Annotated in this window: 10 protein-coding genes; 8 read left to right on the plus strand and 2 right to left on the minus strand. The window is 58.2% G+C overall.

The window, feature by feature from the left end; all coding sequences use genetic code 11:
• The first annotated feature begins 23 nt into the window (after nucleotides 1–23).
• The 7 genes from rseP (at nucleotide 24) to lpxB (ending at nucleotide 8,685) form a co-directional block, all read left to right on the plus strand.
• The gene (rseP, locus tag HB780_RS15215) at nucleotides 24–1,697 is read left to right on the plus strand and encodes an RIP metalloprotease RseP (RefSeq protein ID WP_183693132.1); all 1,674 of its coding nucleotides are present in this window, start codon (nucleotides 24–26) and stop codon (nucleotides 1,695–1,697) included.
• Between the two features lie 197 nt (nucleotides 1,698–1,894).
• Nucleotides 1,895–4,228: an outer membrane protein assembly factor BamA gene (bamA, locus tag HB780_RS15220; protein WP_183693134.1), complete on the plus strand. Its 2,334-nt coding sequence runs from the start codon at nucleotides 1,895–1,897 to the stop codon at nucleotides 4,226–4,228.
• A 50-nt stretch (nucleotides 4,229–4,278) separates the two neighbouring features.
• A complete protein-coding gene (gene lpxD, locus HB780_RS15225) occupies nucleotides 4,279–5,346 on the plus strand; it encodes a UDP-3-O-(3-hydroxymyristoyl)glucosamine N-acyltransferase (RefSeq protein WP_183693136.1) in 1,068 nt (355 codons plus the stop codon).
• Nucleotides 5,339–5,812: a 3-hydroxyacyl-ACP dehydratase FabZ gene (fabZ, locus tag HB780_RS15230; RefSeq protein WP_183693139.1), complete on the plus strand. Its 474-nt coding sequence runs from the start codon at nucleotides 5,339–5,341 to the stop codon at nucleotides 5,810–5,812. Before lpxD ends, fabZ begins: the two co-directional genes overlap by 8 nt.
• The gene (gene lpxA, locus HB780_RS15235; protein WP_183693141.1) at nucleotides 5,809–6,624 is read left to right on the plus strand and encodes an acyl-ACP--UDP-N-acetylglucosamine O-acyltransferase; all 816 of its coding nucleotides are present in this window, start codon (nucleotides 5,809–5,811) and stop codon (nucleotides 6,622–6,624) included. Before fabZ ends, lpxA begins: the two co-directional genes overlap by 4 nt.
• A 1-nt stretch (nucleotide 6,625) precedes the next feature.
• Nucleotides 6,626–7,507 (plus strand): LpxI family protein, encoded by an 882-nt coding sequence (locus HB780_RS15240; RefSeq protein ID WP_183693142.1) that lies wholly within the window; start codon nucleotides 6,626–6,628, stop codon nucleotides 7,505–7,507.
• The gene (gene lpxB, locus HB780_RS15245) at nucleotides 7,504–8,685 is read left to right on the plus strand and encodes a lipid-A-disaccharide synthase (protein ID WP_183693143.1); all 1,182 of its coding nucleotides are present in this window, start codon (nucleotides 7,504–7,506) and stop codon (nucleotides 8,683–8,685) included. The genes HB780_RS15240 and lpxB overlap by 4 nt, the downstream gene beginning before the upstream one ends.
• A gap of 29 nt (nucleotides 8,686–8,714) precedes the next feature.
• Here the strand turns inward: lpxB and gltA are convergent, their stop codons facing one another.
• A complete protein-coding gene (gene gltA / locus HB780_RS15250) occupies nucleotides 8,715–10,004 on the minus strand; it encodes a citrate synthase (protein ID WP_183693144.1) in 1,290 nt (429 codons plus the stop codon).
• Between the two features lie 281 nt (nucleotides 10,005–10,285).
• On the opposite strand from gltA, the gene HB780_RS15255 reads away from it, so the two are divergent.
• Nucleotides 10,286–12,745, plus strand: coding sequence for a ComEC/Rec2 family competence protein (locus HB780_RS15255; protein WP_183693145.1), 2,460 nt, complete (start codon nucleotides 10,286–10,288; stop codon nucleotides 12,743–12,745).
• On the opposite strand, the gene lexA is transcribed toward HB780_RS15255, so the two are convergent.
• Nucleotides 12,726–13,448 (minus strand): transcriptional repressor LexA, encoded by a 723-nt coding sequence (lexA, locus tag HB780_RS15260; RefSeq protein ID WP_183693146.1) that lies wholly within the window; start codon nucleotides 13,446–13,448, stop codon nucleotides 12,726–12,728. The genes HB780_RS15255 and lexA overlap by 20 nt on opposite strands.
• Nucleotides 13,449–13,734: the final 286 nt, after the last annotated feature.

Raw genomic sequence — 13,734 nt, forward strand, 5'->3', positions numbered from 1 at the left:
ATCAACGCGAACAGGATCAATGCATGGGTAGCGTGGCAGGCATCATCGGCTTCTTGACGAACAACGTCATCACGTTTGTTTTCGTCCTGTCACTGCTCGTTTTCGTGCACGAGATGGGTCACTATCTCGTGGGGCGCTGGTCCGGCATTCGCATCATGGCCTTTTCGATCGGCTTTGGCCCGGAGATCGCCGGTTTCACCGACCGTCACGGTACGCGCTGGAAACTGTCGCTCATTCCGCTCGGCGGCTATGTCCGTTTCTTCGGCGACGAGGATGCCTCGAGCAAGACTGACACGGATCAACTCGCGGCCATGACCGAGGAAGAGCGTGCCCAATCCTTTGCCGGCGCGAAACTCTGGAAGCGCGCCGCAACCGTCGCCGCCGGCCCGATCGCCAATTTCATTCTCGCTATCGTAATCTTTGCCGTGCTGTTCGGCGTCTATGGCCGCACGGTCGCGGATCCAGTTGTCGCCATGGTCACGCGCGGCGGCGCTGCCGCTGAAGCCGGGATCGAACCTGGCGACCGTCTCGTTGCCATCGATGGCAACAAGATCACGACCTTTGACGAAGTGCAGCGCTATGTCGGCATGCGTCCCGGCCGCAATATCGTGCTGAGTGTCGAACGCGATGGCCAGAAGCGCGATTTCAACCTCATGCCGAAGCTCGCGGAAGATACGGATCAGTTCGGCAACAAGATGGAGATGGGCCGCATCGGCATTGCGCTTGTCGATCCGGTGGTGACGGCGGTTGAGCCGGGCCGGCCGGCCGCGCGGGCGGGCTTGCAGGCCGGCGACCGCCTGATTGCTATCGACGGCAACAATGTCGCGACCTATTACGATATCGCCCGCTATATCGGTGATCGCCCCGGCAAGAGCGTGGTCCTGACGGTCGAACGCAATGGCCAGACACGCGATTTTCCGATGGTGCCGGAAACCTTGGCCGAGACTGATTCCTCCGGCAATAAGAAGGATGTCGGTAGTATCGGCATTTCGCCGGTCGATCCGCTCGTTGCCACCATTGCGCAAGACAGCCCGGCTGCCGGCGCGGGCGTCACGCTCGGAGATCGCATTATTTCTGTGGATGGACGGGCCATCGGCTCCATCGGCGAGGTGCAGCGTTATGTTGCCTCGCGTGCGGACAGGACTGTGGTATTGTCCGTCGAGCATGACGGCGTGAGGCGTGACGTCCATATTACGCCGAGGATGGCTGCAGAACCCGATGCCTTCGGCAACGAGACGGAGATCGGCAGCATAGGAATGAGCGACGGCCAGAAGCCTATCAAGCTGCGGTATCAGGCATACGGGCCGGTGCAGGCGCTAAGCGAAGGCGTGAAGCAGACCGGCAACATCATTTCCGGTACCGTCGAATATCTCGGCAATGTCATCGGCGGCTACATGAAGGCGGATCAGCTCGGTGGCCCGATTCGTGTGGCGCAACTTTCCGGCCAGATGGCGACGCTGGGCCTCTCCGCAGTGCTCCAATTCGCCGCCATACTTTCTGTTTCAATTGGTTTATTAAATTTGATGCCGGTCCCGGTACTTGATGGCGGGCACTTGATGTTCTATGCGATTGAAGCAGTAAGGGGAAAACCGCTAGGTGCTCGAGCGCAAGACATCGCTTTCCGGATTGGTTTCGCGATGGTTCTGTCACTCATGGTATTTGCGACATGGAACGACATCAGCTCCAGGATAGGCTGATGGGGAGCAAGAGGAAAATTACGATTTATTTACGATGTTTCAAAGCTGTAGTGGCGAATGAGCCACTCTTTGAAATGAAGTAAATAGAAATTAACTTGCTCCCTTGCTTGTATGTCAAAAGCGGGTAAAACGACACACGTGGCCGGAATCGGGTTCTTCCCGGGGCTGGGGACGACTGAAAAAAGGTAAGAAGTGAAATGAAGGCTGGTTCAAGATTTTTGAACGCAGTGTCGGCGGTAGCGCTGTCTGCTGGTGTTGTTGCGTCGGGCGCTGGTGTTGTCACCTTTGCTTCTGCTTCGGTCGCAGAAGCCGCTGTTGTACAGCGGATCGATGTAAGGGGGGCTGAGCGCGTTGGTGTTGATGCTGTTCGCGACAATCTCACGATCAAGCCTGGCAAGAGTTTCTCGCCCGGTGATATCGATAGTTCGGTGAAGCAGCTCTATGCCACCGGATACTTCTCCGATGTGCATGTGAGCGTTTCCGGCGGCACGCTGGTCGTTTCCGTCAAGGAAAACCAGCTGATCAACGCTGTGGTTTTCAACGGCAACCGCAAGATCAAGGACGACAAGCTGCAGGGTATCGTACAGACCCATGCCGCTGGTCCCTATAGCGAAACCCAGGTGCAGGCCGACATCAAGACGATCAAGGACGCCTACGCGGCGATCGGTCGTAATGAAATTCAGGTGACGACGCAGACCGTTCCGGTCGCGCAGGGTCGCATCAACGTTGCCTTCGTCATCAATGAAGGCGATCGTACCAAGATCGACAAGATTAATTTCTCGGGCAACCAGGCTTACAACAGTGGTCGTCTCGCTTCGGTGATCAGCACCAAGAAGACGAACTTCATGTCGTTCCTGACCCGCAAGGACGTCTACAGCGCCGATCGCCAGCAGGCGGATCAGGATACGCTGCGTCAGTTCTACTACAATCACGGTTATGCCGACTTCCGCATCGTCAGTGCCGATGCGACGATGAACGAGCAGAGCAACGAGTACACGTTGAACTTCAACGTCGATGAAGGCCCGCGCTATACCTACGGCGACATCAATGTCGTTTCGACGGTTGACGGTGTCAATGCCGAGGACCTGAAGAGCTTGGTCATTACTCAGAAGGGTAATGTCTACAGCGCCAAGGATATCCAGACCTCCATCGAGAACATTTCCAAGCGCGTCGCTTCCGCCGGCTATCCGTTTGCCCGCATCACGCCGCGCGGTAACCGTGACCTGAGCGGCCACACGGTCGGTATCGAATATCTCGTCGACCAGGGCGAGCGCGCTTATGTCGAACGCATCGAGATCCGCGGCAACACCCGCACGCGCGACTACGTTATCCGTCGCGAATTCGACATCAACGAAGGCGATGCGTTCAATCAGGAAATGATTACCCGCGCCAAGCGTCGCCTCGACGCACTCGGCTACTTCACGAAGGTTGATATCAGCACGGCAGCGGGCAGCGCTCCGGACCGCGTGGTCGTTGTCGTCAACGTCGAAGATCAGCCGACCGGCTCGTTCGGTATCGGTGCTGGTTACGCCGTCGGCAATAATGGCGGTCTGCTGCTCGAAGCTTCGGTTGAAGAAAAGAACTTCCTCGGTCGCGGTCAGTATATCCGTATTGCTGCGGGCGCCGGCACTGAAGGCAATCGTACCTACAACATCTCGTTCACCGAGCCTTATTTCCTCGGTTATCGTCTGGCTGCCGGTTTCGACATCTTCAAGAACCAGACGTCGAGCGACGACTACTATGATTACTCGGAAGAAGGCTTCTCGCTGCGCGTGACGGCTCCGATTACCGAGAACCTCGCGACGACGCTGCGCTACAACTACAAGCGCCTCACCTATGACGGTACGAATGATTGGGAAGATCACCTCTCCGCTCCGTACCAGAATCTTGTCGAGAACGGTCCTTGGATTCAGTCTACGATTTCGCAGACTTTCACGTACAACACGCTGGATGACCAAAATCTGCCGCGTGAAGGTATCATCGCTAAGTTCACGCATGAATATGCGGGTCTGGGCGGCGACTCCGACTTCTACAAGCTGAGCGGCAAGGCGCGTTATTATAAGATGATCAGCGACGAGGCCGATATCATCGGCTCGTTGACGGTCGGTGCCGGCTATGTCATGCCGACGGACGGCAAGCTGAATGTCTTCGATCAGTTTACGCTCGGTGGCCGTGAAATCCGTGGCTTCGAGAATGCCGGTATCGGTCCGCGCACGTCGAATGGCGATCCGCTTGGTGGTACGACCTACTTCACGGCTTCGGCTGAGGCAAGCATGCCGATGCCGGGTGTTCCGCAGGATGTCGGTCTACGCCTCGCAGCCTTTGCCGATGCGGGTACGCTCACCGGCAACAAGGCTAGCCTATTCGGTGACGTCCTGAATGATAACAGCTCGATCCGTGCCTCGCTTGGTGCCGGCTTGATCTGGTCTTCGCCCTTCGGTGTCATCCGTGTCGACTATGCAGTGCCGGTTCTCAAGCAGGACTACGACAAGGTTGAGAATTTCCGGTTTGGCATTGCCAACCAGTTCTGATATCGGCAGCCCAGAACTGCGGGCTTAACACCGTTCTGGAGCTGGTGCTTATGGAACATATTGGTTTTTTCCCGCCCCATGATGGCGTCAGCTTAGGTATGCTGGCCGAGCATCTTGGGGCGGAACTTGCTGATGAGGCCTTTGCGGGCGTCATTATCAAGTCCGTCGCACCGGTCTATCGGGCCGGAGAAGGCGATGTTTGTTACCTTCTTTCCACGAAGAATCGAGCGGAACTGGAGACCTGCAAGGCTTCGGCGATCATTTGTTTGCCGACCCTGAGGTCTATCGTCCCGGAACACGTTCCGGTTCTTCTTTCCCAGAAGCCGCATACTGATTTTGCGCTTGCCGGTGCTTTGCTGCATCCGCAAGCCATGCGTCCGGTTGCGCTGACGTCGACGCCAAACCTGATTTCTTCGATGGCTTTCGTCGATCCGACGGCCCGGCTTGAAGCCGAGGTCGGCGTCGAGCCAGGCGCGGTCGTCGGGCCGGGTGCCGAAATAGGCGAGGGAACCCGCATCGGAGCCGGCGCCATCATCGGCCCGGGCGTCAAGATCGGGCGCAATTGCACGATCGCCGGCGGTGCCAGTATTCTTTGTTCCTATCTCGGCAACGATGTCATCATCCACAATGGCGCCCGTATCGGTCAGGATGGTTTTGGCTATGCGCCAAGCCCGCGCGGGATGATCAAGATCGTGCAAATTGGCCGCGTTATCATCCAGGACAATGTCGAGATCGGTGCCAACACGACGATCGACCGTGGCACAATGGATGATACGGTGATCGGCGAAGGCACCAAGATCGACAATCACGTGCAGATCGGACATAACGTCCGGATCGGCCGTCATTGCGCTATTGTCAGCCTGGTCGGCATAGCCGGCAGCGCGGTGATCGGCGATGGCGTGCAGATCGGCGGCCATACGGGCATCAACGGTCATATCCATATCGGTGATGGCGTTCAGATCGGTGCTATGAGCGGCGTCATGAACAGTATCCCGGCGGGAGCGCGCTTTGCGGGTATTCCGGCACGACCTTTGTGGGATTTCCTGAGAGAGGTGGCCGAGATTGCAAAGCGATCCGGAGCCAGAGAGAAGAAGGACGGGAGTGCGGAGCATGACTGAAGACGCCAAAACGTCGCTGTCGTCGGCTGACATCATCGAGATTATGAAGCTTTTGCCGCATCGCTATCCTTTCCTGATGGTCGACAGGATCATTGAGATCGATAGCGATAATTCCGCTATCGGCATCAAGAACGTCACGGCAAATGAGCCGCAATTCACCGGGCACTTTCCAGGCGCGCCGATCATGCCGGGCGTTCTGCTGATTGAAGGCATGGCTCAGACGGCAGGCGCGATCTGCGCCCGCAAGGACGGCATCGGCGGCAATCTCGTCTACTTCATGACGATCGATAATGCCCGATTCCGCAAACCGGTCGTTCCGGGCGATCGTGTGGAGTTCCATGTCGTCAAGCAGAAGCAGCGTGGCACGATCTGGAAGTTCCACTGTGACGCCAAGGTAGATGGTTCGGTGGTTGCCGAGGCCGATATTGGCGCGATGATTGTACGAAGGGACCCAGATCAGGCATGAGCAGCATCGCAAAAAGCGCACGCATTCATAAGCTTGCGGTTATCGAGGACGGCGCGGTCATTGGCGAGAATGTTTTCGTCGGTCCGTTCTGCCATGTCGGTCCGAAGGTCGTGCTGCATGACGCTGTCGAGTTGTTGACGCATGTGGTCGTGACCGGTCGGACGACGATCGGCAAGGGTACGAAGATATTCGCCATGGCTGTCGTCGGCGGCGATCCGCAGAGTGTGCATCACGGCGGCGAAGAGACGACGCTGGATGTCGGCGAGAATTGCACGATCCGCGAAGGCGTGACAATCAATACCGGCACGGCCGATTACGGCGGCAAGACGATCGTCGGCAATAACAATCTGTTCCTCGCCAATTCGCATGTCGCCCATGATTGCCGCGTCGGCAACAATGTCATCATGTCGAACAACGTCATGCTGGCTGGGCATGTCACCGTTGAAGACCGCGCCATTCTCGGCGGCGGCTGCGCGGTGCATCAGTTCACCCGCATCGGCCGTCAGGCCTTCGTCGGCGGCCTCTCGGCCGCAAGCTACGACGTCATTCCCTATGGCATGCTGAACGGCAATCCTGGTGTCCTGTCGGGCTTGAATATTGTCGGCATGAGCCGCGCCGGTATCGCGCGTTCGGAGATCCATCGGGTCCGCCGTGCCTATAAGAGCATTTTCGAAGGTGAAGGCTCGATCCGCGACAATGCGGCGGCGATCCGCGAGGAATATGCCGATTGCAAGGAAGCAATGGAGATCCTCGATTTCATCGCCGCCGATAGCGATCGCGCATTGTCGTCGCCCAATCGCGGTAAGGGCTAAGGTGGCCGCGAGCGGTCAGGACAACAAGGGCAGGCTGGCGATCATCGCAGGTAGTGGTTTTTTGCCAGCCTATGTCGCCGAAGCCGCCCGCCAGGCCGGCGAAGATCCTGTTATTCTTGCATTGACCAACGAGGCGGACCGCGATTGGTCCGCTTTCGATCACGCTACTCTTGGCGTCGGCAATTTTGCCGGTCTTGAAGCCGCGTTCCGCCGTTATGGCATCGACCGGGTCGTCATGTCCGGCGCAGTCGCGCGCCGCCCAGCCTGGCGGGAGATCCATCCGACCTGGCGGGTGATCAAGGAATTGCCCTCGACCATTCGCACGCTTCTTTCCGGCGGCGATAATGCCGTGTTGCAAATGGTCATTCGTTTGATTGAGGCGTGCGGTGTCCGCGTTATCGGCGCGCATGAGATTGCGCCCGATCTGCTTGCAACCACCGGGCCACTTGGCAAGCATTCGCCATCCAAAGAGGATCTAAGAGATATCGCCCAGGGCGCGAAAGCTGCCGATGCATTGGGGCTGCTGGATGTTGGCCAGGGCGCGGTTAGCGTCGGCGGCCGCGTCGTGGCGCTGGAGGGCGCCGAAGGCACGGACCAGATGATCGAGCGCGTCGCTGGCCTGCGTGCGGAAGGGCGCATATCGACGCGTCGTCGCGGCGTGCTGGTCAAACTCTGCAAGCCGCAGCAGGATGTGCGCGCCGATTTGCCTTCGATCGGCGTCTCGACCGTGATGAACGCCAAGAAGGCCGGTCTTGCCGGTGTTGCCATCGAGGCGGGCAGGGCGCTGGTACTGGAGCGCGAGGCGGTTATTGCTGCTGCCGATGAAGCAGGGCTTTTCGTGTGCGGTATCGACCGCGGCCTGAGCGCGGAGGGCTTCATGTGAGCAAGGGGCTGCTGAAACTCGCGGTGGTTGCCGGTGAAGTCTCGGGCGATCTGCTCGGCGGCGATCTTGTCGCTGCATTGAAGCGTCGTTATGACGGCCCGGTGGAATTGATCGGTGTCGGCGGCGAAGCGCTGGAGGCGCAGGGCCTGCGATCGCTGTTCGACTATTCCGAACTGTCGATCATGGGGTTTGCGCAGGTGATCAAGCAACTGCCGAAACTGCTTGCCCGCATCAGGCAGACGGCGAATACCATCATCGCGGCCAGGCCGGATGTGCTTCTGATCATCGATAGCCCGGATTTCACCCATCGCGTCGCCAAGAAAGTAAGGGCGGCTTTGCCGGACCTGCCGATCATCAATTACGTCTGCCCCAGCGTCTGGGCGTGGAAGGAATATCGCGCGCAGAAAATGCTCGCCTATGTTGATCATGTCTTGGCCATCCTACCGTTCGAACCGGCGGCGATGCAGCGGTTGGCGGGACCGGCAACGAGCTATGTCGGACATCGCCTGACGGTGGATGCGAGCCTCGTCGAGACCCGCCGCCAGCGTGCGCTCCGCGCCGTGAGCGCCCCTGATGGCGAAAAGACGATCCTGCTGCTTCCCGGCTCGCGCTCCACTGAGATTCGCCAGCTCTTGCCGATTTTCGAGCAGGCAGTGATGGAGCTTAGCCGGCGAAATGATCGCGTTCGCTATCTGCTGCCGACCGTACCGCGACAGGAAGCATTGGTGCGCTCTCTTGTCGAAAACTGGAGCGTCAAGCCGGATATCTTCGTCGGACAGGAGGCTAAATGGAAGGCTTTTGTGGAAGCGGATGCTGCGGTTGCCGCCTCCGGCACCGTGATCCTGGAGCTGGGTCTTGCCGGCGTTCCTGTTCTCTCGACCTATAAAACTGAGTGGCTTGCCCGGTTTGTGATGTCGCGTATAAAGGTCTGGACAGCCGCTTTGCCGAACCTGATTGCGGATTATGTCATCGTGCCCGAACTCCTCAACGACGTGCTACGGCCCGGCAAAGTGGCGCGTTATATGGAACGCCTGTCGAACGATACCTTGGAGCGGGCGGCCATGCTGGAGGGTTACGATCTGGTTTGGCAGCGGATGCAGACGGAAGAGCCGCCCGGAGAAAAGGCGGCGGCGATCCTCCTTGATGTTTTAGCCAACAAAAAACCCGGCCATTTCTGACCGGGTTTTTTGTTGTTTTGTCACTTGGCTTAACGCTTTGAAACCGGAATGTATTCGCGCGGCGGTTCGCCGGTGTAAAGCTGGCGCGGACGGCCGATTCGCTGCTGCGGATCTTCGATCATCTCATTCCACTGGGCGATCCAGCCGACGGTACGAGCAAGGGCGAAGAGCACCGTGAACATGGTCGTGGGGAAGCCCAAGGCCTTCAGCGTGATACCGGAATAGAAGTCGACATTCGGATAGAGCTTCTTCTCGATGAAATATTCATCGGTCAGCGCGATGCGCTCCAACTCGATAGCGATATCGAGCAATGGATCGTCCTTGATGCCGAGTTCGCCCAGAACCTCGTGCGCCGTCTTTTGCATGATCTTGGCGCGCGGGTCGTAGTTTTTGTAGACGCGATGACCGAAGCCCATCAGACGGAACGGATCGTTCTTGTCCTTGGCGCGGGCGATATATTCCGGAATACGGTCGACGGAGCCGATTTCGCTGAGCATGTTCAGCGCAGCTTCATTGGCGCCGCCATGAGCCGGGCCCCAGAGGCAGGCGATGCCAGCGGCGATACAGGCGAATGGATTGGCGCCGGAAGAACCAGCGAGGCGAACCGTCGAGGTCGAGGCATTCTGCTCGTGATCGGCATGCAGGATGAAGATGCGATCCATGGCGCGCGCGAGCACCGGATTGACCTCATATTCCTCGCAAGGAACAGCAAAGCACATGCGCAGGAAATTCGACGCATAATCGAGATCGTTCTTCGGATAAACGAAGGGCTGGCCGATATGGTACTTGTAGGCCATGGCGGCGAGCGTCGGCATCTTGGCGATCATGCGCAGGCTTGCAACCATGCGCTGGTGCGGATCGGTGATGTCGGTCGAGTCGTGATAGAAAGCCGACAGGGCGCCGACGCAGCCGCACATGACGGCCATCGGATGCGCATCACGGCGGAAGCCGGTGAAGAAGCGACTCATCTGCTCATGCACCATCGTGTGCATGGTCACGCGATGATCGAAATCCTTCTTCTGGGCAGCGGTTGGAAGTTCGCCGTATAGAAGCAGGTAGCAGACTTCGAGGAAGTCGCCGTGTTCGGCAAGCTGTTCGATCGGATAACCGCGGTGCAGCAGAACGCCTTCGTCGCCATCAATAAAGGTGATGGCGGACTCGCACGACGCGGTCGAGGTGAAGCCCGGATCGTAGGTGAAAGTGGAGGTGTTCTTATAAAGGGCACCAATATCAATGACACTTGGGCCGATGGTTCCGGATTTCACCGGCAGATCCACCGTCTTTTCGCCCCAAGTTAGTTTCGCGCTTTGTTCCGTCATGCTGATCCTCCAAGATTTGGCGGGGGTTGACGCCATAAAAAGCGCCAAAAGGTTAAGCGACTACGGATTAGCTATATGATCCAGAGCCTAATGCCAAGTTATCCTTACGCCTATTTGTGCATTGCGGTATCAACTTTTGGGCACTGCAATAGATGAAATTGCTTCGCTTCCATGCTGAGTGAGGTGTTTTATCCAGCACGCACGCGATTTCAGTTGAATTCACCGGCCGGTGACGGCAAAAATCTCGTCATAGCTGTAGTTTTGCGGTGGGCGTGGGGTAAATGCCTAATTTAGAGGCATCTGATCGGCAGTTGGACAGCCAAAATCAAGCCGAGGTTGCCGACCGCGACGGCGGTTTTCCGGCTGTTATCGTCGTTGCCAAAGCCATCCCCCTGTCGCGGACGCAGGATCAGGCAACGTTCGCGACGCGTCTTCGTCTCGCCGCAAATAGTGTTCGGCTCGACATTGTCCGGTTGGTCGAGGAAGAGGCGGCCCATGGGCGAGCGCTTCTCTTTGTGCCGGTCTATATCGGCCTTGGCGCGATTTTTTGGTTCAAGGCCGGTGTCGATCCGCCACCCCAGGCCGTCTTCGCGGCCCTTTTGATTTTCGCGGGTGCTTTCTTTCTGAAGCAGCATGCGGAGCCTGGGCTGCGGCACTTCCTCTTGGCTGGAATGCTGACATGCTCCGGCATGGCGTTGGCTCAATGTGAAGCCTGGCGCGCTTCGACCGTGATGCTCGACTCAGCGGTGACGACCACGATCACCGGGCGGATCGAGCGGCGTGAGTCGGATGATAACGGACGCTGGCGCTATGTCGTCGCACTCGAAGCAACGGAGAAGCCGACCATCCGCAGGGCCCCGGAACGGGTCACCATTTTCGTGCGCAAACAGCCCCAGCCCTTCCAACTCGGCGATCGCATGCAGGGCAGGGTACGGCTGACGCCGGCGGCGGGGCCTGCCTTGCCGGGTCTTAACGATTTTGCCTTCAGCGCATATTTCAATGGGATCGGCGCGAACGGCTTTGCCTTTGGAGCGCCGACACTCATCTCACCTTCCGGTGATATCGACAACGGAACAATTCTCGACAGAGCGGATATCTGGCTCGCGGGTTTGCGCAACAGCATCGGCGACAGGATCAGGAAGACACTGCCCGGCGATACCGGGGCCTTTGCGGCAGCGCTTGTCACCGATGAGAGACGCGCGATTTCTGACGATACGACCGAAGCGCTGCGGACGGCGGGCCTTACGCATATCATCGCCATTTCCGGCCTGAACATGGCGCTCTCGGCCGGTATCTTTTATGTCGGCTTGCGTTATGCCCTCAGCCTGTTGTTTGGAGTCGCACAGGCCTGGCCAACGAAGAAGATCGCTGCCATTGGCGCGCTGATAACGGTGACCGCCTACTACCTGATTTCCGGTTTCGGTGTTTCGGCGGAGCGCGCTTTCATCATGATGGCGATCATGCTGGTCGCCGTTCTTTTCGATCGGCCATCTCTCAGCCTGCGCAACGTTGCCCTGTCGGCGATCGTTATCCTCGTCCTGTCGCCGTCGCAGGCGTTGGGACCGAGTTTCCAGATGTCCTATGCCGCAACACTGGCATTGGTATCCGGCTATTCGCTCTGGACGCGGCGGCGGCATCGGGAAAGCATTTTTTCCCGGTTTCGGGTCATGCGCCCGCTGCTTTTCGTCTCGCGTTTCTTCGGCGGCATATTGTCGACCTCCTTTCTCGGTGGCGCGTCGACGGCGATCTTTTCGATCGAGCATTTCCACCGGTTGTCGACCTATGGTCTCGCTGCCAACCTGGCTGCCATGCCGATCGTTTCCTTTATCGTCATGCCGTTCGGAATGGCCGCGATGCTGCTGATGCCGTTCGGTCTCGATGGATGGTTCTGGCAGATCACCGGCGAGGGGCTGGACCTCGTTATCATCATCGCCAAGACTGTTGCTGCCTGGGGTGGCAATATTCCGTTCGGCCGAATGCCGGTCTGGCTGTTCCCGACATTCATTGCCGGCTTCGTATTGATGACTTTGCTGAAGACTTGGCTACGGCATACGGGCGTGTTGCTGATGATTGGCTCGGTTGTTGTCGCCGCACTTGTTCCGGATGTCCGAAAGCCTGACTTGATGATTTCCGAGGATGGCACCTTGGTAGCCTTGCGGCGGGACGATGCTTTGACGAGCAATCGCGAAAAGCCGCCTGACTTCATCTTCGAGCAGTGGCAAAGGGCACTGGCCATGACCGATCACCGGCCGCCGACAATGCTTCCACCCGACAGCCAACTCCCCAAGATCAGCAAATCGGACAGGAACCGCCGCCTGACTGCCGATGAGCAGAACGCTGTCCGCAAGGCGATGGATGCGGCATTGGATAAAGCGGGGGAGGGTGGCTTTGCCTGCCAGAAACGGGCATGGTGCGTGGCGGTGCTCAGCAATGGCGAGATGCTCGTCACAATCGAGGATGCGGCCTATCTCGCCCCGGCCTGTGACACCGCCAATATCGTCGTCACCCCTATCCGTCTGCGACTCGATCGTTGCCGCTCGGGTGCAATGCTGTTTACAGGGGCTACGTTACAGCGAACCGGGTCCATCGAAATGGATCTTAGTGCCAACAAGCCGATCGCCACGACCGCATTTGAAACTCTAGCGCGGCCATGGAATCTGCATCGCGGCTATGATTGGCGAACGGGCACATTCGGAGCGCCGATTGTGCCCGCGTCACCAGCTAGTGATAACGACGGATAAGGCCGACGAGCTTGCCTTGCACCTTGACGCGATCCGGCCCGAAAATACGGGTCTCATAGGCGGGATTGGCCGCCTCGAGCGCTATTGAGGCACCCTTGCGGCGGAAGCGCTTCAATGTCGCCTCTTCATCGTCGACCAAGGCGACGACGATATCGCCGGGATTGGCGGTCGTGCTGTTGCGGATGATGACAGTGTCGCCATCGAAGATGCCGGCATCGATCATCGAGTCGCCCTTGACCTCGAGCGCATAATGCTCGCCAGAGCCAAGCATGTCTGCGGGGACGCTGATATCGTGAGTGTTGTTCTGGATCGCCGAGATCGGAACACCGGCAGCAATGCGGCCCATGACCGGCACGGATACGGCGCTATTGTTCTCGTCGTTCGCCGGCTTCGCAGGGGCGGGCGGCTGTACCGGCTGGGGCTTGCCCAGGCTGCCCTCGATGACGCTCGGCGAGAAAACGCGGCGCGGCTGCAGGCTCGGACTATAGGCTTCCGGTAGCTTGATGACCTCCAGCGCTCGAGCCCGATTCGGCAGGCGGCGGATGAAGCCGCGCTCTTCCAGAGCCGTGATCAAACGGTGAATGCCGGACTTGGACGCAAGATCCAGCGCATCTTTCATTTCATCGAAAGAAGGTGGAATACCGGACTCCTTCATCCGTTCGTGAATGAAGAGAAGCAGTTCCTGCTGCTTGCGTGTCAACATCGTATTTGAACCCCAGAATCGTGAAGGTATCGTGAAACAAATCCAGAACGAACACTATATGTTCCATATGTGTTCCGCAAGTCCCTAATTTTCGATGAATGTTTTGTGGGCGTGTTAAATAAAGCAGAACATAACAGGTCCCCCGTAGGCGGAACCGTGGAGTATTCCGGCGCTAGTCAATGGAAACATATATGGAAGTCGGCCATGGTCGATTCTGCGGGAATGGGAGCCGGCTATCGTTGCATGACTACTGAAACCCGGAGGACTTGCGGCTTCCGCGCAGTCG

This window comes from Rhizobium lusitanum, from assembly GCF_014189535.1.
GTDB classification, from domain to species: Bacteria; Pseudomonadota; Alphaproteobacteria; order Rhizobiales; family Rhizobiaceae; genus Rhizobium; species Rhizobium lusitanum_C.